This is a genomic window from Pseudomonas asuensis (genome assembly GCF_014646755.1).
GTDB classification, from domain to species: Bacteria; Pseudomonadota; Gammaproteobacteria; order Pseudomonadales; family Pseudomonadaceae; genus Chryseomonas; species Chryseomonas asuensis.
On record NZ_BMNW01000002.1, the window covers coordinates 160,249 to 178,889 of the forward strand.

At 52.6% G+C, this 18,641-nt stretch carries 18 protein-coding genes; 8 read left to right on the plus strand and 10 right to left on the minus strand.

Translation table 11 applies throughout. From position 1 onward, the window contains the following. Window position 1 precedes the first annotated feature (1 nt). The 7 genes from IEX86_RS04555 to IEX86_RS04585 form a co-directional block, all read right to left on the minus strand. Window positions 2–772: an ABC transporter ATP-binding protein gene (locus IEX86_RS04555; protein WP_229685251.1), complete on the minus strand. Its 771-nt coding sequence runs from the start codon at window positions 770–772 to the stop codon at window positions 2–4. Continuing rightward, the gene (locus tag IEX86_RS04560) at window positions 753–1,529 is read right to left on the minus strand and encodes a siderophore ferric iron reductase (protein ID WP_188864921.1); all 777 of its coding nucleotides are present in this window, start codon (window positions 1,527–1,529) and stop codon (window positions 753–755) included. Before IEX86_RS04560 ends, IEX86_RS04555 begins: the two co-directional genes overlap by 20 nt. 204 nt (window positions 1,530–1,733) lie before the next feature. Continuing rightward, window positions 1,734–2,921 (minus strand): MFS transporter, encoded by a 1,188-nt coding sequence (locus IEX86_RS04565; RefSeq protein WP_188864922.1) that lies wholly within the window; start codon window positions 2,919–2,921, stop codon window positions 1,734–1,736. 346 nt (window positions 2,922–3,267) lie between these two features. After that, a complete protein-coding gene (tcyN, locus tag IEX86_RS04570; protein ID WP_188864924.1) occupies window positions 3,268–4,020 on the minus strand; it encodes an L-cystine ABC transporter ATP-binding protein TcyN in 753 nt (250 codons plus the stop codon). A 3-nt stretch (window positions 4,021–4,023) separates the two neighbouring features. Continuing rightward, the gene (gene tcyL / locus IEX86_RS04575) at window positions 4,024–4,692 is read right to left on the minus strand and encodes a cystine ABC transporter permease (protein WP_188864926.1); all 669 of its coding nucleotides are present in this window, start codon (window positions 4,690–4,692) and stop codon (window positions 4,024–4,026) included. Continuing rightward, window positions 4,689–5,483: a cystine ABC transporter substrate-binding protein gene (tcyJ, locus tag IEX86_RS04580; protein WP_188864928.1), complete on the minus strand. Its 795-nt coding sequence runs from the start codon at window positions 5,481–5,483 to the stop codon at window positions 4,689–4,691. Before tcyJ ends, tcyL begins: the two co-directional genes overlap by 4 nt. A 168-nt stretch (window positions 5,484–5,651) precedes the next feature. After that, on the minus strand, window positions 5,652–5,816 hold the full coding sequence (locus IEX86_RS04585; protein ID WP_188864930.1) for a hypothetical protein: 165 nt from the start codon (window positions 5,814–5,816) through the stop codon (window positions 5,652–5,654). A 225-nt stretch (window positions 5,817–6,041) separates the two neighbouring features. On the opposite strand from IEX86_RS04585, the gene IEX86_RS04590 reads away from it, so the two are divergent. From IEX86_RS04590 to thpR, 7 genes are all read left to right on the plus strand, one after another. Then, a complete protein-coding gene (locus IEX86_RS04590; RefSeq protein WP_229685252.1) occupies window positions 6,042–7,277 on the plus strand; it encodes a lipase family protein in 1,236 nt (411 codons plus the stop codon). Window positions 7,278–7,472: 195 nt separating this feature from the next. Continuing rightward, the gene (locus IEX86_RS04595; RefSeq protein WP_268239852.1) at window positions 7,473–8,687 is read left to right on the plus strand and encodes an amino acid deaminase; all 1,215 of its coding nucleotides are present in this window, start codon (window positions 7,473–7,475) and stop codon (window positions 8,685–8,687) included. Window positions 8,688–8,741: 54 nt separating this feature from the next. Next, window positions 8,742–10,091 (plus strand): GntT/GntP/DsdX family permease, encoded by a 1,350-nt coding sequence (locus tag IEX86_RS04600; protein WP_188864933.1) that lies wholly within the window; start codon window positions 8,742–8,744, stop codon window positions 10,089–10,091. Continuing rightward, window positions 10,091–10,951 carry a MurR/RpiR family transcriptional regulator gene (locus IEX86_RS04605; protein ID WP_188864935.1) on the plus strand — a complete coding sequence of 287 codons (861 nt, stop codon included), beginning with the start codon at window positions 10,091–10,093 and terminating at the stop codon, window positions 10,949–10,951. The genes IEX86_RS04600 and IEX86_RS04605 overlap by 1 nt, the downstream gene beginning before the upstream one ends. Window positions 10,952–10,953: 2 nt before the next feature. After that, on the plus strand, window positions 10,954–12,414 hold the full coding sequence (locus IEX86_RS04610; RefSeq protein WP_188864937.1) for an N-acyl-D-amino-acid deacylase family protein: 1,461 nt from the start codon (window positions 10,954–10,956) through the stop codon (window positions 12,412–12,414). 9 nt (window positions 12,415–12,423) lie between these two features. After that, window positions 12,424–12,813, plus strand: coding sequence for a RidA family protein (locus tag IEX86_RS04615; protein ID WP_188864939.1), 390 nt, complete (start codon window positions 12,424–12,426; stop codon window positions 12,811–12,813). 54 nt (window positions 12,814–12,867) lie between these two features. Then, window positions 12,868–13,365 carry an RNA 2',3'-cyclic phosphodiesterase gene (gene thpR, locus IEX86_RS04620; protein ID WP_188864941.1) on the plus strand — a complete coding sequence of 166 codons (498 nt, stop codon included), beginning with the start codon at window positions 12,868–12,870 and terminating at the stop codon, window positions 13,363–13,365. A 101-nt stretch (window positions 13,366–13,466) separates the two neighbouring features. Here the strand turns inward: thpR and IEX86_RS04625 are convergent, their stop codons facing one another. Both IEX86_RS04625 and IEX86_RS04630 read right to left on the minus strand, forming a co-directional pair. After that, window positions 13,467–14,075 (minus strand): PH domain-containing protein, encoded by a 609-nt coding sequence (locus IEX86_RS04625; RefSeq protein WP_188864943.1) that lies wholly within the window; start codon window positions 14,073–14,075, stop codon window positions 13,467–13,469. Between the two features lie 282 nt (window positions 14,076–14,357). Beyond that, the gene (locus IEX86_RS04630; protein WP_188864945.1) at window positions 14,358–15,644 is read right to left on the minus strand and encodes a tyrosine-type recombinase/integrase; all 1,287 of its coding nucleotides are present in this window, start codon (window positions 15,642–15,644) and stop codon (window positions 14,358–14,360) included. Between the two features lie 210 nt (window positions 15,645–15,854). Between IEX86_RS04630 and IEX86_RS04635 the strand changes: the two genes are divergently transcribed. Next, the gene (locus IEX86_RS04635) at window positions 15,855–18,035 is read left to right on the plus strand and encodes a putative bifunctional diguanylate cyclase/phosphodiesterase (RefSeq protein ID WP_188864947.1); all 2,181 of its coding nucleotides are present in this window, start codon (window positions 15,855–15,857) and stop codon (window positions 18,033–18,035) included. Between the two features lie 48 nt (window positions 18,036–18,083). Here IEX86_RS04635 and IEX86_RS04640 read toward each other — a convergent pair whose 3' ends face one another. Next, window positions 18,084–18,638 carry a hypothetical protein gene (locus IEX86_RS04640; protein WP_188864949.1) on the minus strand — a complete coding sequence of 185 codons (555 nt, stop codon included), beginning with the start codon at window positions 18,636–18,638 and terminating at the stop codon, window positions 18,084–18,086. Between the last annotated feature and the right edge of the window lie 3 nt (window positions 18,639–18,641).

The window sequence follows — 18,641 nt, forward strand, 5'->3', positions numbered from 1 at the left end:
CTTAGGCGACGACCGCAATCTTGCGCTGTGCTGTAGGTTGCTCGATGAGTTGAATATCGATTTCGTACAGCTCGGAGAGTAGGTGGCTTGAAAGGAGCGCCTGGGGTGTTCCGTCAAAAAACAACCGACCCTGCTTGAGTGCAAGGATGCGGTCGGCATAGCGTGTGGCCAGGTTGATGTCGTGAAGGATGACGATAATTCCCCGACCGGTTTTCTGGTTCAGCTCATGCAAAAGCCCCATCAGCTCATATTGATGGGAGAGGTCCAGGGCCGACGTTGGTTCATCCAGCAGGATGAGTGGGGACTCCTGGGCCAGCAGCATTGCAATCCAGGCGCGTTGCCGCTCACCGCCAGACAAGGTATCTGTTAGGTGATCGGCATAATGCGCTACATCCGTTTGCTGCATGGCCCGCTCGATGATGGTCTGATCTTCACGCTGCCATCGACCTAGCAGACCGCGCCAGGGAAACCGGCCTAGGCGCACTAGTTCACTAACCGTAAGCCCGGCTACTTCCGGTAGCCGCTGGGGCAGAAAGGCGATCTGGCGTGCAAATTCCCGTTGGCTTAACCGCGCAATGGGCTGGCCCTCCAATTCGATTTTTCCACTGTCTGGCAGGGTTTGCCGGGCTAGCAGGTTCATCAGTGTCGATTTGCCAGAACCATTATGCCCAAGAATGACTGTCAGTTGATTGCCGGCAAGCTGCAGCTGATCCAGGCTCAAAATGAGCCGTCCGCCGCGGTTCACACGGATATCAATGAGTTGCAGCTTCAAGGCTTAACTCCTGTCGTAAACGAGCGATTCGCTCTTCCTGCTTGAGCTTGGGGCAGGTGCTGCATAACTCACCATCGGTACGACGGAAATGTTGGCAGCAGACCTTGCGTCCAAGGGCCAGGCGCTCTTGCCCATCATCAAGCTGGATGCAGATCAGCTCGCTGTTGTCTTTAAGGCCTAGCGCCTCCAACCAGACATGTTCCAAGGTCCGCATGCGTGCATTACACAGCCTCTCACGCTGATTATTCTGGACATAAAGCAGGGCTGCCAGCACGCAGTCGGCCGCCAGACGGCGCGCCATCTTCGGGTTAAGTTTGAAGACCGTGCCTGCTTCCTCTAGCTGTCGCTCACAAAGCCCATGCAATTGCTCGGCGGCGATACGAATCAGTGTGTCTTGGTCGGCAATGTAAGGACAATGATCGTGCAAGTGAAACCCTGCAACGAACCCTTGGTTAACGCGTTGGGCAAATTTATCTAAAGAGGGGACACAACGGCCCAGGTGAACACCCAGAATGGTCAAGTAGATCGGCTGCCAAACCATGAGCGTCCAACAGCGGGCCGACCAGTAATGCGGACCCGCCTCAGGATGAGCTTGCTGCCAGTGATCATAGAGCGCTGCTATGCGTACCTGATTTTCGGCAGTACCGCAGGCGAGGTCATTCGGGCCTGCAGGGCCTATGTTTCCTTTGAGTCCCAGATAGGACAGGGCGGAAAGATCCAGCAGTCGAGTAAGATCGGTCTTTACCTGAATCGTCATACGTCGGACCCAGAACAAGGTTGGATGTCCTCGTTAACGTCTGGTTAGGTCGTTTGAGAGGACATGCTCAGATAAAGCGGATTTAAACACTTAAATACAAATGCATCAAATTATCATTAACAATACGTATGTAACATTTAGCTAGAGAGCGACGAGCGGGATAAGGAGAAAAGGGCGACAGTGGCTAGCTGTCACCCTGAGGGATTACACCTTGGCTGTTGCTACCTTGCTGGGCGCTTTCACTAACAGCGGGAAGAGAATCGCGGTTAGTAACAAGCCGGCCGCGCCTACCCAGAACGGTGTAGATAGCGTGAAATGGCTAACCAGAAGACCGGCGCCATAGGAAGAGCACATAACGCCCAAACTCTGGAAAAAGTTGACCTTGCTGAAGTCCACCGCATAGGCCTCAGGCTTGCTCATCTCGAACATCAGTGCATCCAGGCGTACTGTGACCTGGTACAGCGCCCACCCGAACAGCAAGCGGCCCGTCAAAATAGCAAGCTCATTCTCGAACCCCTGAATGAAAATGCCACAAACACCCAGCAGCATCGCAGACAGAATACCTTCCCAGGCATGGCCTTGCTGGCTGGCCCGCTTGCTCCACCAGAGCGCCACTAATGCCACAGCGCCTGGTAGCGAATAGACGAACCCAGTAATGAGCTCGTTTTCCAGTGCTGAGACATGCTGCCAATACACCGAGAAGAAAGGCCGGATGACGTAGGCGCTGAAATAGAACAGCAACATGATTAAGCAGAGCTTGTAAATAATCAGATGGCTACCTGGTTTGGCCGAATGAGGTTCCGCCGCTCCGACTTCCTCGGTAACGGCGATTTCTCCAGAGGCTGGAGGGTTATTCCTCATCAGGCGCATGCAGATTGCCATCTGGATGAAGTCACCCATCGCCATGAGCAGAAACACTTCGCCCATTTCCAGGGCTTGAAGCACAAGACCGCCTACCGCCGCACCGAAGATCGCTCCGAAATGCACTACGACAGAGAGTGTACCGATGGTTCTGGTATGGCTTTCCTTGGCTTCCAGACTCATCACATAGGGGTACATCAACAAGTAACTGCCCTTGAATACCACCATGCACAGCGAGACGACCCAGAACAGCGGAAGGGAATCGATCGCATAGCACCACACACTGAGCAATCCTGCAGCCAGCTGTGTCCAGATCAGAATCCGTATAGGGTGCACCTGTTTGGCCAACCTGGCCCACAGCGGAAAGGCAAACATGACGATGACGCAGATCGCTGCCAGGTAAGCGCCAACCTGCTCGGGTCGGGGATCTTCAAAGCGGCTGGCAAAATACTGCGGATAAAAAGGGATCAGCATGTTATCGCCAATGACTGCCAGGGCCGTCATGGCAATCAGGCAAAAGCGTAAATTCATAGCGAACGAACCCGGCCGACTGAAAAGGCCGCAAATCATGCATGCAGATTAGACAGAAAGCGACTGTTTGGTGATGTAGATGTTTATCATTCTCTGTCATTGAGCAGAGGGAAGAATTCTAGAGCTAGCTCATAATCAATGCATTAAAGCGCTCTAGCAGAGCATAGGCAGCCCATGTCGCCGGACGGTGGACAGGCTATTCCGGCAACCAGCCGGAATAGCCTGATGACAGCATTGGGAGCTTTATAACAAATCTACCTAGGGCCCTAGCATTCGCACTTTCATAAGCACTTCTTCTTCACAGACAGACGTTATGAGAAGTGTCTAGAAGAACTTGATTTAAGGCTTAGGCTTCATCATTTCTGAACTTGCTCAAAAACCGCTGCGTCCGCTCTTCTTTCGGGTTGGCAAACAGCGCCTTGGCTTCTCCCTGTTCAACGATCACACCTTGGTCGATAAATAACACACGATGTGCAACATCACGCGCAAAGCTCATCTCATGAGTAACAATGATCATGGTCCGTTGTTCGTTGGCCAAGTCACGAATCACCGTCAACACTTCGCCCACCAGTTCAGGGTCAAGAGCTGATGTAGGCTCATCGAAGAGAATAACGTCAGGTTGCATCGCCAAGGCGCGGGCAATAGCAACGCGTTGCTGTTGCCCACCGGACAGCCGCCTGGGATAGGCATCTTCTTTACCCGCCAGTCCCACTTTTGCTAGTAGTGCCCGGCCTCTGGTTTCAGCAGACTCCCTGGCTTCCCCTTTGACGACTACCGGCCCCTCGATAACGTTTTCCAAGGCAGTGCGGTGGGGAAACAGGTTGAAATTCTGGAAAACGAAGCCTGCACGTTGCCGAAGTGCGCGAATCTGGTTTTGCTGCGAACCCATAGAGCGTCCAGCATCTATCGTGATGTCCGCAATACGGATATGCCCCCGATCTGGTGTTTCCAGAAGATTCAAGCAGCGAAGCAGGGTAGTTTTGCCTGATCCACTGGGTCCGATGATGGCAATGACTTCGCCAGCGGAGACATCCAGGGCTATGTTCTTGAGTACCGGCTGGCCGTTGAACCACTTGGTCAGGTTACGTACCTCAATCATGACTTAACGCTCCTGATCATGCCGATTCACTCGATTTTCCAACGTGTTTTGCAAGGCGGCCAAGGCACTGGCCAGTATCCAGTAGATCACTGCTGCCGTCAGGTACATGCTAAAGATTTCGAACGTACGCGCGGTAATAAGCTGGGCTTGGCGAAACATCTCGGGGACTTGAATGGTAGCGGCAAGCGAGGTGTCTTTTACGAGGGAGATAAAGCTGTTTCCTAGTGGGGGGAGTGCTGTGCGTGCCGCTTGCGGCAGAATGGTTCTGCGCAGTGTTTGCGCTCGTGTCATGCCGATACTGGCCGCGGCTTCCCATTGTCCTCGATCAATGGAGGCAATGGCTGCGCGCAGGATCTCGCAAATATAGGCTGCCATGTTTAGCGAAAAACCCACCAGTGCGGCAGGCAACGGATCAAGCTGAATACCCAGCTCAGGCAGGCCGTAATAGATCATGAACAGTTGCACAAGTAGTGGCGTCCCCCGAAAGAACGACACATAGACTCGGGCAACCCCACGTAACACCATAAGCCGGCTCAGGCGCATCAGCGCCAGAAAGAATCCCAGCGCTAAACCAAAGAACATGCCGCCTAGACTGAGGAGAACAGTCCAGCCGGCGCCTTTGAGCAGAAACGGAAGCGAGTCCAGAATTAATTGAAGGCTGGAGTCACTCATTGAGTCACGTCAGCCTTGAACCACTTCTGGGAGAGCTTGGCCAGAGTACCGTTGGCCTTCATCCTGGCAATGGCTTGGTCGATGGCGGCATGAAATTTAGGGTTTCCCTTGCGCTCCGCTACACCAGACTCCTGGCGGTTGAACGGCTCGCCTGCAGGTACAAACTGATTACCTGTTTTGGCAGCCATTTCAAACGCTGCCAGCCGGTCTACCAACACGGCATCGAGTCGGCCTACACGCAGGTCCTGAAATTTAGTGGGATCATCTTCGTAGGTGCGTACATCAGCTTGCGGTACGTTTTCCTTGAGCCACTGTTCATAATTGGTACCAAGGCCTACACCCACTTTTTTGTTGGCCAGGTCTTCAGGCTTCTTGATGGTGTCCTGCTCGTTTTTGCGAGTCATCGCCTGGATACCAGAGATGGTATAAGGCGTAGAGAAGTCGTATTTCTTTTTGCGTTCTTCGCTAATGGTCACCTGATTGATCACCACATCCAGACGCTTGGAATCCAGTGCAGCCAATAAGCCGTCCCATTTACCGGGCTGAACTTTGGGCTGTACGTCCAGCTCCTTGGCCAAGGCCTGAGCAAATTCAACCTCAAAGCCGGTGAGTTTGCCATTCTCATCCTGATAACTAAAAGGAGGGTAAGTCCCTTCGAGCCCTATCACGAGAGTACCGCGCTGCTTGACCTGTTGAAGTAGATCTTCGCCATGGGCTGTAACGGTAACAGATGCGCCCAGTGCCAGAGCCAGGCTTGCAAAGGTGAAATAACGACGCAGAGCGATTCTCATGTTCTTATTCCATAGTGTAAGGATGCAGAACTATAAGATTACACAAGTGCGCTAATAAAATAGCTTCCCGCACTATGGATATAGCAAAAAGCTTTAACTGGCAGAGATAGCGTGCGGCTGGTCAGGACAGCCGCAGCGAGGAGGGGAATTATGTTTTTGAGTGGAGGGTCAGCCTAGATGGGCTTCCAACTCGGTAGGCTCAACAGCCTCTTCTGCAACTTTCTGTCTGATGCCACGCGCCAGCTCGAGAAAGTCGTCACGCTGCATGTCCAGTGCGGCGAAAGCACACTCCAGGTCTTGCTTAACAGTCATTTCCGCTTGATCAAGCGACATAATGCAACCTCAGTCCTTTTCCTGTTTATATATACAGTATTCCAAGCGAAGCGGTACGACAAGCAAAAATAGGATAAACGGTCTTCAGGTTTTTAACTGTGTGAGTCTTCGCACTCTCATTTGATCTACAGCTCATCAGTGTCGTAAGAGCAGCAAATAAACAATGAGACACTGGGGCTGTCTTGCATAAAAGTCATCTCAATGAACCCACGGAGAGCCAGTACGATGTCATTCAATGCAAGGCTTAGAGAGACATTCACGTTCGCTGTATTAGCCGTTATCGGAACGCTGTCTCTGGCTGCCAGCGCTGCTGAGGTAGAGGAGCCGTGGCACCCTGGCGATGGAGGCGTCTCGGATTTTTATCGATGGAAAAAGCCTATTCCTGATACTGCAGGAGCGCTTCTACGCAGCGAGCCACTTCCTTTACAAAGCCATCTGGACGCGGCCGGTGAGCAGGTGCGCATTCTCTACAGCTCAACCAGCGGCCTTGATAGCTCGCCAACTACCGTTTCAGGCCAGCTATTCATTCCCAAAGGGCAGCCTCCAGAGGGTGGGTGGCCGTTACTCGCCTGGGCTCATGGAACAGTAGGGGTCGCCGATACCTGCGCGCCATCCTGGAATGCTGCATCAGCTGTTTATAAGGGGTATCTCAATCGCTGGCTGGAACAAGGGTACGCCATTGTCGCAACAGATTATGAAGGGCTGGGTACCCCGGGGCTGCACCCTTATCTCACCAAGCGCTCTGAAGCCTATGGGGTCCTAGACAGTATCCGTGCAGTCACCCATGGGGGATATCCAATAGCCAATAAGGTTGTTGTCGCCGGGCAGTCCCAAGGGGGCGGTGCAGCCTTTGCGACGGCAGGGTTTGCCAAGGAGTATGCGCCAGAGCTGGACCTCAAGGGGACCATTGTTACCGGCATACCGTATCTTACGGAAAGGACAATGACTGTCTCGGGCGTAGATCCAAACACGGTCGATCCTGGTATTGCCTATATGTTTTATGTAGCCCTGGTTGCCCACCAGCGGCAGCCTGCGCTTGAGGCCTCAACGCTTTTTACCCCCAAGGCCATGCCCTTGTTTAAACAGGCAAGCCGTACATGTGTCGGTACGTTGGCCCGAGCCGTTATGCAGGCGGGTTTAACTCAGGCTAATACCGTTCAGCCTGAAGCGGTAAGAACCATGGCCACCATCCTTCTGCCTCAGTACAGCTTTAATACCCTCGCGCTTGATCAGCCTTTGTTTGTAGGAACAGGAGATGCCGATACAGATGTCAGGCCAGAAGGACAGCAGATGCTTGTTCGCGAGGCCTGTAATGCAGGCACCGTAATAAAGACGCATATCTATAAAGGCCAAAATCATTCGGGAGCCTGGTTGAGCTCTCAAGAAGATGCCTTGCTCTTTGCCCATAACGTAATGACAGGCAAACCGATAGTTTCAACGTGTCCGGTTAAAGAACAGTAACTCTATTTGATTACGACTCTTCGTTATCTAAAAACGACTCTTGCCAGGAGAGAGTGAAAGTAATTTTCATATATGCTTGATTGATATCCGCTTCGGTGTATTTTGATTTCATAAAAACCAAGCAGGGGTATTGCCGTGAAGCTTCACAATGCTGCACCTGAACAACTCGACTTATTGGGGAAAGGGCTTGGCCAGCTGGCCAGTCCTCTTTCTTACCAGGAAGTAGCAACCGTGGGATGGAATATCCTGAGTGAGGATGTAAGCCTGCCTGTTGCTGTGCTGCGAAAGCAGCGGATCGAGCATAACCTGCAGTGGATGAAGTACTTCATGGAGCGATACGGCGTACAACTCGCTCCCCATGGTAAAACCACCATGAGCCCGGCGTTGTTTAAGCGGCAAATAGAAGCGGGGGCCTGGGGCATTACGCTCGCTACTGCACCGCAGGTTCGCGTAGCCTTTGCTCATGGTATTCGACGCGTGCTGATGGCCAACCAGCTGGTTGGCAAGGCTAATATGGCAATCATTGCCGATCTGCAGGAAAAAGACCCTGGTTTCAGCTTTTGCTGCCTAATCGACTCGCCTCAAAACGTTGAGCAGTTGGGTCATTACTTCAGTGCAAGAGGTCAGCGGCTCAGGGTGCTGCTGGAGTATGGCGTCCCAGGTGGACGGACTGGCGTCAGAAGTGAAGAGCAAGAGCATGCAGTCTGCGATGCCATAGCCAAATGGCCCCAGGCGTTGGCGTTGATTGGTGTTGAGGTATATGAGGGCGTCTTGAAAGAGGAGGCGGATATTCGTCGCTTCCTCCAACAGACCGTGACAAGGACGTGCGCAATAGCTGAGGAGGATGGGTTTGCCGAACCCCGTATCCTTCTATCTGGAGCAGGGTCCGCCTGGTTTGATCTGGTAGCCGAGGAGTTTTCCCATCACCAGACCGAATTGCCTTTAGATATAGTTCTGCGCCCCGGTTGCTATGTGACCCATGACGTAGGTATCTATAAAGCAGCCGAGGCACGTATTCAGGCCAATAACCCTGTTGCCAGGGAGATGCATCGCAGCCTTTTACCGGCTTTGCAGCTCTGGGCCTATGTGCAGTCACGACCAGAGCCAGACCGCGCCATTATTGCCTTGGGGAAGCGCGACGCTGCTTTTGACGCTGGCTTTCCTGTCCCTACGTTGCATTTCCGCCCCGGCTATTCCGAGCAGCCCCAGGAGGCCCCAGCAGCCTGGAAAATCAGCGCCATGATGGATCAGCATGCCTTTATGGAGGTGCCTCCTGAAGCAGATCTCCAAATAGGGGACATGCTGTGTTTTGACATTTCCCACCCCTGCCTCACGTTCGATAAATGGAAGCAACTCCTTCTGGTCGATGAGCAATACCGCGTCACCGGAGCTGTAGCCACTTTTTTCTAACAATGACGTTGATGCCGTCCAGCCATGGACGGTCTTAGGCACGAGGAATGCTCAATGACTCCATCTACCGGATTCTGGCTTCTGATCTATGCCGTAGTAGCTATTATTGCGTTGATTGTCCTGATTGCTCGGTATCGGTTGAATCCCTTTATTGTGATCACTCTGGTATCCGTAGGGCTGGCTCTGGTTGCAGGCATGCCAGCCAATACTATTGTTGCGTCATATGAGGCTGGTGTCGGCAAGACGCTAGGGCACATTGCGCTGGTCGTAGCATTGGGCACTATGCTCGGCAAGATGATGGCCGAATCCGGTGGAGCGGAGCAGGTCGCTCGTACGCTGATTACCTGGTTTGGCGAGCGCAATGCCCATTGGGCAATGGTCTGTATTGCCTTCCTGGTAGGGCTGCCCTTGTTTTTCGAAGTGGGCTTTGTGTTACTGGTTCCCATTGCCTTCACCGTTGCCCGGCGCGTAGGCGTCTCCATTTTAATGGTGGGCCTGCCCATGGTGGCGGGTCTTTCCGTTGTACATGCGTTGGTCCCCCCACATCCTGCCGCTATGCTGGCAGTACAGTCGTATCATGCATCGGTAGGGCAGACGCTTTTCTATGCGATCCTGATAGGTATTCCGACAGCCATTCTGGCAGGGCCGGTCTACGCTAAATTCATTGTTCCAAAGATTCAATTGCCTGCTGAAAACCCACTGGCCGACCAGTTTACCGAGCGTGAGCCGCGTAAGCAGTTGCCTGGATTTGGCGTCACTATTGGAACGATCATTCTGCCCGTTGTGCTAATGCTGATAGGCGGCTGGGCCAACCTGATCTCAACACCGGGCAGCCTCGTTAACCAGTTCCTGCAGTTTATTGGAAACTCTGTAATCGCACTGCTCGTAGCAACGCTGGTGAGCTTTTGGACGCTGGGATTGGCCCAAGGCTTTAACCGCGATGCGATCCTCAAGTTTACCAACGAATGCCTGGCCCCTACGGCAACAATTACGTTACTGGTAGGTGCAGGCGGCGGGCTCAATCGAATCCTTATCGATGCGGGTGTAACGAATGAAATTGTTGGGCTAGCCCGAGAATTCAACCTGTCACCCTTGATGATGGGTTGGCTCTTTGCCGCACTGATGCGCATTGCTACGGGGTCTGCCACCGTCGCGATGACAACAGCCTCAGGCATTGTTGCGCCCGTTGCGCTAGGGCTGGGCTATCCTCACCCGGAGCTGCTGGTTCTGGCTACCGGGGCCGGATCTGTCATTCTTTCCCACGTGAATGACGGCGGGTTCTGGTTGATCAAGGAATATTTCAACATGACGGTAACCCAGACGTTCAAGACATGGACTGTCCTGGAAACCTTGATTTCCGTCATTGCCTTTCTGCTCACTTTAGCTTTGGCTGCCATACTGTAATGGATATTCTTTATCAAATTCGTGCACGGCTCGAACACATGAGCGCAGGGGAGCAGCGCATCGCTCGCCTTATCCTTGATGATGTACCGTTCGCAGCGAGTGCGAGCCTGGATGAGCTGGCTACCCGGGCGGAGGTCAGCAGTGCCACTCTGTCCCGTTTTGCCCGGAGCGCCGGGTGCAAGGACCTGCGGGATCTACGCCTGCAGCTGGCCCAGGCCAGCGGGGTGGGCGCACGTTTTCTGGGGAAGACAGACGCGCCGGAGCACTCGGCGTTTTTTGGCAACATCGTGAGCGACATTGAAACAACACTTCGCCAGCATTTGGCTCGGTTCGATGAGCAGGACTTCGCGCAGGCGGTTATGCTCGTTCGCAATGCACGCATGGTCTATGCCTTTGGTATGGGTGGCTGCTCCACGATCTTCTCGGATGAGTTGCAGTACCGGCTGGTTCGGCTTGGGTATCCCATCGCGGCTTATCATGATCCAGTGCTGATGCGGCTGACGGCGGCAACCCTGGGGGATGATCAGCTGGTTATTGCATGCTCGATGACGGGCATTACCCCCGAGCTGATCGAGTCTCTTCAGTTAGCCAAAGGGTATGGTGCTCGAATTCTGGCTATCGCTCCTGAATCATCTCCTGTAGCCCAGTTAGCCGATACGGTATTGCCCTTATTTCTGGCCGAAACAGATTTCATCTACAAGCCTACGGCCGCCCGCTACGGAATGATGCTTGCCGTAGATATCCTCGCCACCGAGCTGGCACTGTCTGCGCCGGAAGCAAACCAGGAGCGCTTGCGGCGAATCAAACTTGCCATGGACGATTACCGTGGTGGTGATGAACGACTGCCGTTGGGAGATTAGCAATGCCGACCTATGAGGTTCTCATCCGCAATGCGCAAGTCATTGATGGCAGCAATTCGCCGGGCTACCTGGCGGATGTCGCTATCTGCCAGGGTCGGATCGAGCGGATAGGGGACTTGGCTAACGCAACGGCGGCTCAAGAAGTTGATGCAGCGGGCAGGGTGCTCGCGCCAGGTTTCGTTGACGTCCACACCCATGACGATACCGTAGTGGTTCGCCAGCCAGAGATGCTTCCCAAACTGAGTCAGGGCGTGACAACGGTGATTGTCGGAAACTGTGGAATCAGCGCATCACCCGTCAGCTTGCAAGGCGACCCGCCGGATCCAATGAATCTATTGGGTCCGGCGTCAGCCTTTGTTTACCCAACGTTTGCTGATTATAAGTCTGCTGTCGAAAAGGCCAAGCCGGGGGTAAATGTTGCCGCCCTTGTAGGGCATACGGCCTTGCGCAGTAACCATTTGAGCGATCTCTACCGCACCGCAACAGCAGAAGAAATTACAGCGATGCGCGCGCAACTGCAGGAAAGCCTGGAGCAGGGTGCGTTGGGGCTTTCTACAGGTCTGGCCTATGCCACAGCCTACGAAGCCAGCACAGACGAGGTAATGGAGCTGGCCTCGGAGCTAAATGCCTACGGCGCCCTTTATACGACACACCTGCGTAGCGAGTTCGAGCCCGTTCTGGAAGCGATGGATGAAGCCTTTCGGATTGGTCGCCACGCCCGCGCGCCGGTTATTGTCTCGCATCTCAAGTGTGCAGGTGCCGGTAATTGGGGTCGTAGCCCGCAACTGCTGGACGCATTGGAAAACGCAGCACAGGATCATCCGGTAGGGTGCGACTGTTATCCCTACTCAGCCAGCTCCTCGACACTTGATCTCAAGCAAGTGACCTCGGATTTTCGGATTACCATCACGTGGTCTACACCGCACCCCGAAGTAGGAGGCAGAGACTTGAAGGATATTGCGACAGAGTGCGGCACGTCACTGCTTGATGCTGCCAAACGCCTGCAGCCGGCCGGTGCGGTGTACTACGGCATGGATGAAAATGATGTAAGGCGCATCCTGGCTCATCCGCTTTCGATGATAGGTTCAGACGGCTTGCCGGAGGACCCATTTCCGCATCCTCGTTTATGGGGCGCGTTTCCTCGGGTATTGGGTCATTTCAGTCGCGACGTGGGCCTGTTTCCTTTGCATACCGCTGTACACAAGATGACTGGCCTTTCTGCGGCACGTTTCGGGCTGCACGAGCGAGGCTTGATAAAGGAAGGCTACTGGGCCGATCTGGTCTTGTTCGACCCGCAAACCATACGTGACGCAGCGGACTTCGAAACGCCCAAGGTAGCTGCAGAAGGTATTCATGCCGTATGGGTCAACGGAACTCTGTCGTATTCAGATAAACAGCTTACTTCACACAGAAACGGTCGCTTTCTCGTACGACAGGGCGATCTGCGTACTCATTTCATCTAGGAGAAAACAATGTCGATCAAGCGCTATGGTGTTGAGGGTGGTAGCGGAACAGGTGGGCAGCACCTGCCTTTTGCACGTGCCGTTGAGGCCGATGGATGGCTTTACGTCTCGGGCCAAACGCCGATGGTGAAGGGTGAGGTGGTTGAAGGCGGTATCGTCACTCAGACCCGTCAGTGCCTGGATAACGTGATGGCTATTCTCAAGGAAGCAGGCTACGGCCCGGAACACGTGGTGCGCTGTGGCGTATGGCTGGATGATCCCCGAGATTTCATGTCCTTCAATAGGATTTTCAAGGAGTACTTTGGTGAGCATCCACCGGCTCGCGCCTGTGTAGTTTCAAGTATGGTCATCGACTGCAAGGTAGAAGTTGATTGCGTCGCCTATAAAAAGCCGGAATAAGAGCTGTGGCCTCATGGTCAGAGTGTGTAATTCCTCTAACCATTGGAAATGATCATGCGCCTGTTTTTTGCCTTGCCATGTCCACCTGCTGTAGCTGCTCGCGTCATTGCCTGGAGGAAAGAGCAGGGCGTGGATGGGCGCTTAATACCTGCGGCTAACCTGCATATGACATTGGCCTTTCTTGGAGAGGTTCCGGTCGAGCGCCTCGAAACGCTTACTGCGTTAGGTGATGAACTGCAGCTTGAGCCGTGCACAGTAGTATTGGATCGGGTTGAGCGCTGGCATCAGGGTCTTATCAGTGTAATTGCATCCGAAACCCCGGTACCGCTGGCCTCCTTTATTAAGGAGCTGAACCAAGGATTGATGGGGTTGGGGTTCAGCATAGACCGCAGACCCTTTGTTCCACACATGACGGCGGCACGAAAAAGCCGACAGCGGCCGCTGGATTTTCCATCGTTGGAATGGCCAGTCGAGCGGTTCGCGCTGTTTGTGTCGGAAAATATTGAAGGTGGCGTACAGTACCGAGCGTTAAAAGAGTGGCTGGCTCGCTAAACAATGGGTAAGAGAATAGGATGCTTATGCCTTACCAAGCATTACCCGAATTACTTTTTATGTAATGTTTATCAATCAAGCCTTTAAAGGCTACTCAACAGTTATGCCTGAATATATTTAGCAAAAACAGCGCTGTAGTCATGGGTCATATGAGTGTCCAGCATCAACGTATTGAGCGTGGTCAATGTGCCTGTAAATTGCTGGATCGCGCTTTCAGGAGATGCCAGCTCTGTAATTTTATACATCGAGGCCGTTACATCGAGAACACGTAGCGCATTGGCACGCTTGAGTTCTTCCATATGCTGAATTTTGCTGATGGTAATCAGCGACTTATAGATGTCCTTGACCTGTTCGAGAAAGCTTTTCTTGATATCAATACTGAAGGGCTTTCCACCAATGACAAATTTCAACTCAATATCCAGATCAACCGTGCCGGCGGTTTCAATCAGGACATTCTGGATGCGTTCGTTGACATACTCATAACGCTTGATGGTTCGCTTTGACGATACAGCGGACTCACCATCCACGTGAATCAGCGCAAGGTTCGTAAAGCAGTATTCATCTTTTTTGGATTTGATCAGGAAGAAGATCTTTTCGCCGTCTTCGTGAAAGAGATAGTCATCGGCGTCGACCTTATCGAAGTCTGCCGGTTTGATGATTGATCCAATGTCACTAAGGCCTAAAGCATCCGCCGCAAATCGTTTGAACATGACGAGCATTCCTTGAGTACGAGATGAATACAAAACCAGAAAGCTGAACGCATACAGTAAGACGGTGCAGTGGATGCGAAAAGCAAATTTGGTTGAGCCGTCATATCGAGAATCAATAACGCGATGACGGCAGTTGGCAGAAGCAAGCCAAGGGCATATTTGAAAGAGCAAGACCCATGCAGTGGGTAGAGCAGTCAGGTCTGATAATATCTAATTTAACATAATATACATTATGCGAAGTTATCTATTAAGGGACTGTCGCCATGGGGTAGTTCCATATTTTTACTGCTCTTTTAAACGACGCTGTTTACCTGATGCAGCACGTTCCTGGTTAATGGCGTTGTAGTAAATATCCTGTGTTGTGCTCGCTTTTGCATGGCCGAGATCTTCCTGCAAATGTTTGAGCGGTCTACTCGGTGCATCGTAGGTTGCGCTGGTATGACGCAACCAATGTGCACTGGCTGCACGAAGGTTAGACACCTCATCTTCACTGCGTCCTTCCTGTTTCATTCTTACCAATGCAGTATCAAAGCATTCCTGCACCAGATTACGAATCTGTCGGTCTGTCAGGCCGCCTTGTCCATTGTGCTTGGTCAATAGCGGTGCAGGATCACCGGCATATGGCAGCGCTGTGAGGTTACGGAAAGCTCGATAGCGCTTGAGATAGACCAGCATGTCATCACTGACCGAAATGCGACGCTCCTTATTGCCCTTGCCGATCGCGACATACCACCAAGAGCCATCCGGATCTTTTTGAAAGGCATCCATAGTGGGAGACCAACCGGGCCGACCAGAAAGCTCCGATATCCGCAGGTAGAGTGAAAACAGGGTCGCTACGATAAAGAGTGTGCGCTCATACTTCTCTGGTTGCTGATCCGCCATCCATTCCGCCGTCTCGATAACGAACTCCCATTGGAGACGATCCAGAACCTTCCCGCTGACAGCCTTGGCCTTCTTTTGAAAGAAGCGGCTCTTTTGTTTGATGGCCCGGAAGGGATTGCCAACCAGCACATCCTGATCATTGAGGTAGTCATAGAAAGAGCTGCAGATTGCAAAGACCTGCTTAAGCGTCCCCTGGGCCATTTCGTAGCGTTCTGGAGTAGAGTCTTCGTCTTCTCCTGTTTCTGCTGCGAGCTTTCGCGAAGCTTTGTCACCTTGAATACCAAAGGGGCGCCATAAGGGATTGGGCTCCATGTTGCCGTCTTTCAAGATGAAGCGACGACGGACCGAAGTGCCTACCCAGTCCTCATCAGGCTCTTGGCTAAAGGCCAGAAAAGCCTCGGCATCCTGACGGCGAAGCGAAAGAATAGACTTCTCTTCTTTTAACCAGCTCCAAAGCAATAAACGCTCGATTTGAGTGCGATAGGCCTTAAAGGTGGTTTCCCAGCCAGCATAAGAGCGCAGGAATTCACGTACATGGAAATAGTCGTCTTTTGCAGGAACACCGGGCTCTAAACGCTTCAAATAGGCAAGGATAGAGGCATGTTCCGCTTCATAGGACGTCGCATTCAATCCAAGAAAACTGGCATAAGTATCAAATAATGGCTGGGGTTTAGGTGAGAAAAGCATCGAAATAACACTAAAAGACAGATCGCTGATTATACCATATTTCCGATTATGGACGTAATCGGAAATCAAAGACCTGAAGATTTATATAGTTCATTCAATTACTTAGCTACTGCCTTGGCACATCTTTAAATAACCCCTTACGAACTAACCTGTGTGAAGCTAATCTCACTTTTAAAGGCCAATGCCGTTCAGCTTTAAAGGTGGCTCGCCGTGGACTGGTTAGGTATCCATTTTCTCACAGATCTTCAGCAATCCGGCCTTTCGCCTGTCGAGCATGACCACACTTCACTGCTAGTTGTCTTCTCTTACCTGATTGCCAGTGCTGCGGGTTATACAGCACTGAGCCTTGCTGATGTCGCTGTGGCAGATGATCGCCGCACCCGCATGTTGTGGCGCTGGATTGGGGCCTTTTGTCTGGGGGGCGGCATATGGTCAATGCACTTCCTGGCCATGATGGCCTTCGTCATGCCGATACCGGTTTCTTACGACCATCGCCTTACCGCCCTCTCACTGGTTATCGCCATCATGGCGTCATTGTTGGCCATGATCATGATTGGGCGCCCTGCTCTTACCGCTCGGCAATACATTGGCGCGGCGATTTGTATTGGCCTTGGTGTCACGGCCATGCATTACATCGGCATGGCTGCCATGCAGTCAGCCGCCACGGCTTACTATGATCCATGGTTGTTTACGCTCTCGATCCTGGTATCAATGCTGGCCAGCCTCGGCTCAATGATGCTAATCATGAAGCTGCGTAAACCCGACGCCCCTGCTCCGCTCAAACTCAAGATCGCCGCAAGTCTGGCCCTGGGCGCAGGCATTATTTCCATGCACTTTAGCGGTATGGCGGCGGTTACCTTTGCCCTACCCGCTGACTTGCCTTTCGACCCGGCACTGCATACAGACAGTCACTCACCCTATCTGGGCATCGCGACCGCGTTCATCTCACTTATTATCATTGGCTGTAGCCTCATCGCGGTATGGGCTGGCAAAAAACTGGAAAGCCAACGGCAAGACCTTGAGCGGGTCAACGCCCTGCTCTATGAGCTCGACAGTACGCAGGCCTCGCTTCACAGCATTGCTCATTTTGATGCGCTTACGGGACTGAATAACCGTTATTCCTTTAATAAGGAACTCCAGACACGCTTAGCGGAGCATGCAAGCCAGGGAACCTCCATGGCGTTGCTGTTTCTCGATTTGGATAATTTCAAAAGGATCAATGATTCTCTGGGCCATGACGCAGGGGACGAACTGCTTCGCGTTGTAGCCCAACGCTTGAAAAGCGCGCTGCGCGAACGGGATTTAATTGCCCGCCTGGGAGGTGATGAGTTTTGCATCCTGGCTAATCTGGAAGAAAACTATGAGGCAGAGCTGCTCGGTCGTCGCATGCTGCTTAAGATGAAAGAGCCCATTATTCTGGCTGGCCGTAAGATGGTAATCACAACGTCCATTGGGGCCAGCCTCTTCCCTCAGGATGCGGCCACCACGGAAGAACTGATGAAGCATGCAGATCTGGCTCTGTACAAGTCCAAAGCCAATGGCCGCAACATGCTTTACTTCTTTCAGGAACAACTTAAGAGCAAGGCATCTCTTGAGCTAAAAATAGAAGAAGAACTGCGGCAGGCATTGAGCCGTAACAACCTGACCGTGTATTACCAACCGGTATTTGATCTGGCTACCCGTAAAGTTTGCCACGTTGAGGCACTGGTTCGGTGGGAACATCCTGAACAAGGTCTGCTATTGCCTGGAAGCTTTATCGATATTGCCAGGGCCAATGGCTTTATTACCGATGTAGATCGCTGGGTAATCCGTAAAGCCTGCCGTGACATAAAAAAGCTGCATCGTCAGGGCTTCAAGATTGGGGTAGCTGTCAATTGCTGTGTACGCAGTCTGGAGCGCGAGACGCTTATTGCCGAAGTTCAGGAGGCGCTAGACCAGGCGCATCTCGAAGCCAAGTATCTTGAGCTTGAGGTCACGGAAAATGCACTGATGGCTAATGTCAGCCAAGTTGTTGAGCAGCTTAACCAGCTACGCACACTGGGGGTGCGCTTGTCCATTGATGACTTCGGTACAGGCTACTCCTCACTGGCCTACCTGAGTCAGTTGCCTCTAGACGCCATTAAGGTAGACCGCTCGTTTATTCAGAACATTCCCCATGATGCCCGAGATATTGACCTGGCTGAGGCCATTATTGCCATGGGACACAAGTTGCATCTGAAGGTTATTGCTGAGGGTGTAGAAACTCAGCAGCAGATTGATTTTCTGATCGAGAACCAGTGCGACCTTGCGCAGGGATTCTTACCCAGCCGCCCTCTCCCTTTTGAAAAACTGCGGTCTTTTCTGATTGATGAGGGCGGGAATAATGCCTTATGTCAATCCCATCTGGCCTAGCAAGAAAAAGCCTGCTTGAAAGCAGGCTTCATCCTTTCGGTTTTCATACTACAGCGGTACGGCGCTGGCTCGTGAATAACCGTTGCCGATATCAGCTCGCATATCCGCAGGCGTTTCAAAATCACCTGCTGCGCCCCGCATCGCTTCGGCCGATTGCGGAAAGCCAGAGCGATTGCTGTAGTCTCGAATCGGCATGTTACGGGGGCGATGATGACGATCAGTCGCTGCCTTTGCAGCCATGATGTCGACTAGCGCGGTCGCTAATACAACAGCCATCGCGATCTTCACATTACCTCGTTTAGGATTATCTGGCGTCAGGGCGGTTGCCAGGGTTGCCAGATCCAGGGCATCACCCGCTACACGACTCCAAAGTGCCGGCACAGGGTTATCGCTCAATGCACCTACGCCACTGACAATTTCACGTGCTCCGTAAGCCCTTACAAGCTTTTCGGAGCCCTCCATACCCAACGTACGTGTCAGTAGACGCGGCGCTGCAAGTTCCAACAGGCCCAGGCCAAAGCTGTAAAAGCCAAGGCCCCGTGCAAGCTTGTCTGCTACACCCAGCGACTGTTGGGAGGATGAAAATTTCTCGAGCATGGTCATAGC

Bases quoted from the DNA above. Each gene is read 5' to 3' on its own strand.
- IEX86_RS04640 (WP_188864949.1), bottom strand. From the start codon at position 18,638: ATGACCATGCTCGAGAAATTTTCATCCTCCCAACAGTCGCTGGGTGTA.
- tcyL (WP_188864926.1), bottom strand. From the start codon at position 4,692: ATGAGTGACTCCAGCCTTCAATTAATTCTGGACTCGCTTCCGTTTCTG.
- IEX86_RS04610 (WP_188864937.1), top strand. From the start codon at position 10,954: ATGCCGACCTATGAGGTTCTCATCCGCAATGCGCAAGTCATTGATGGC.
- thpR (WP_188864941.1), top strand. From the start codon at position 12,868: ATGCGCCTGTTTTTTGCCTTGCCATGTCCACCTGCTGTAGCTGCTCGC.
- IEX86_RS04630 (WP_188864945.1), bottom strand. From the start codon at position 15,644: ATGCTTTTCTCACCTAAACCCCAGCCATTATTTGATACTTATGCCAGT.
- IEX86_RS04600 (WP_188864933.1), top strand. From the start codon at position 8,742: ATGACTCCATCTACCGGATTCTGGCTTCTGATCTATGCCGTAGTAGCT.
- IEX86_RS04590 (WP_229685252.1), top strand. From the start codon at position 6,042: ATGTCATTCAATGCAAGGCTTAGAGAGACATTCACGTTCGCTGTATTA.
- IEX86_RS04625 (WP_188864943.1), bottom strand. From the start codon at position 14,075: ATGTTCAAACGATTTGCGGCGGATGCTTTAGGCCTTAGTGACATTGGA.
- tcyN (WP_188864924.1), bottom strand. From the start codon at position 4,020: ATGATTGAGGTACGTAACCTGACCAAGTGGTTCAACGGCCAGCCGGTA.
- IEX86_RS04605 (WP_188864935.1), top strand. From the start codon at position 10,091: ATGGATATTCTTTATCAAATTCGTGCACGGCTCGAACACATGAGCGCA.
- IEX86_RS04565 (WP_188864922.1), bottom strand. From the start codon at position 2,921: ATGAATTTACGCTTTTGCCTGATTGCCATGACGGCCCTGGCAGTCATT.
- IEX86_RS04585 (WP_188864930.1), bottom strand. From the start codon at position 5,816: ATGTCGCTTGATCAAGCGGAAATGACTGTTAAGCAAGACCTGGAGTGT.
- IEX86_RS04560 (WP_188864921.1), bottom strand. From the start codon at position 1,529: ATGACGATTCAGGTAAAGACCGATCTTACTCGACTGCTGGATCTTTCC.
- IEX86_RS04615 (WP_188864939.1), top strand. From the start codon at position 12,424: ATGTCGATCAAGCGCTATGGTGTTGAGGGTGGTAGCGGAACAGGTGGG.
- tcyJ (WP_188864928.1), bottom strand. From the start codon at position 5,483: ATGAGAATCGCTCTGCGTCGTTATTTCACCTTTGCAAGCCTGGCTCTG.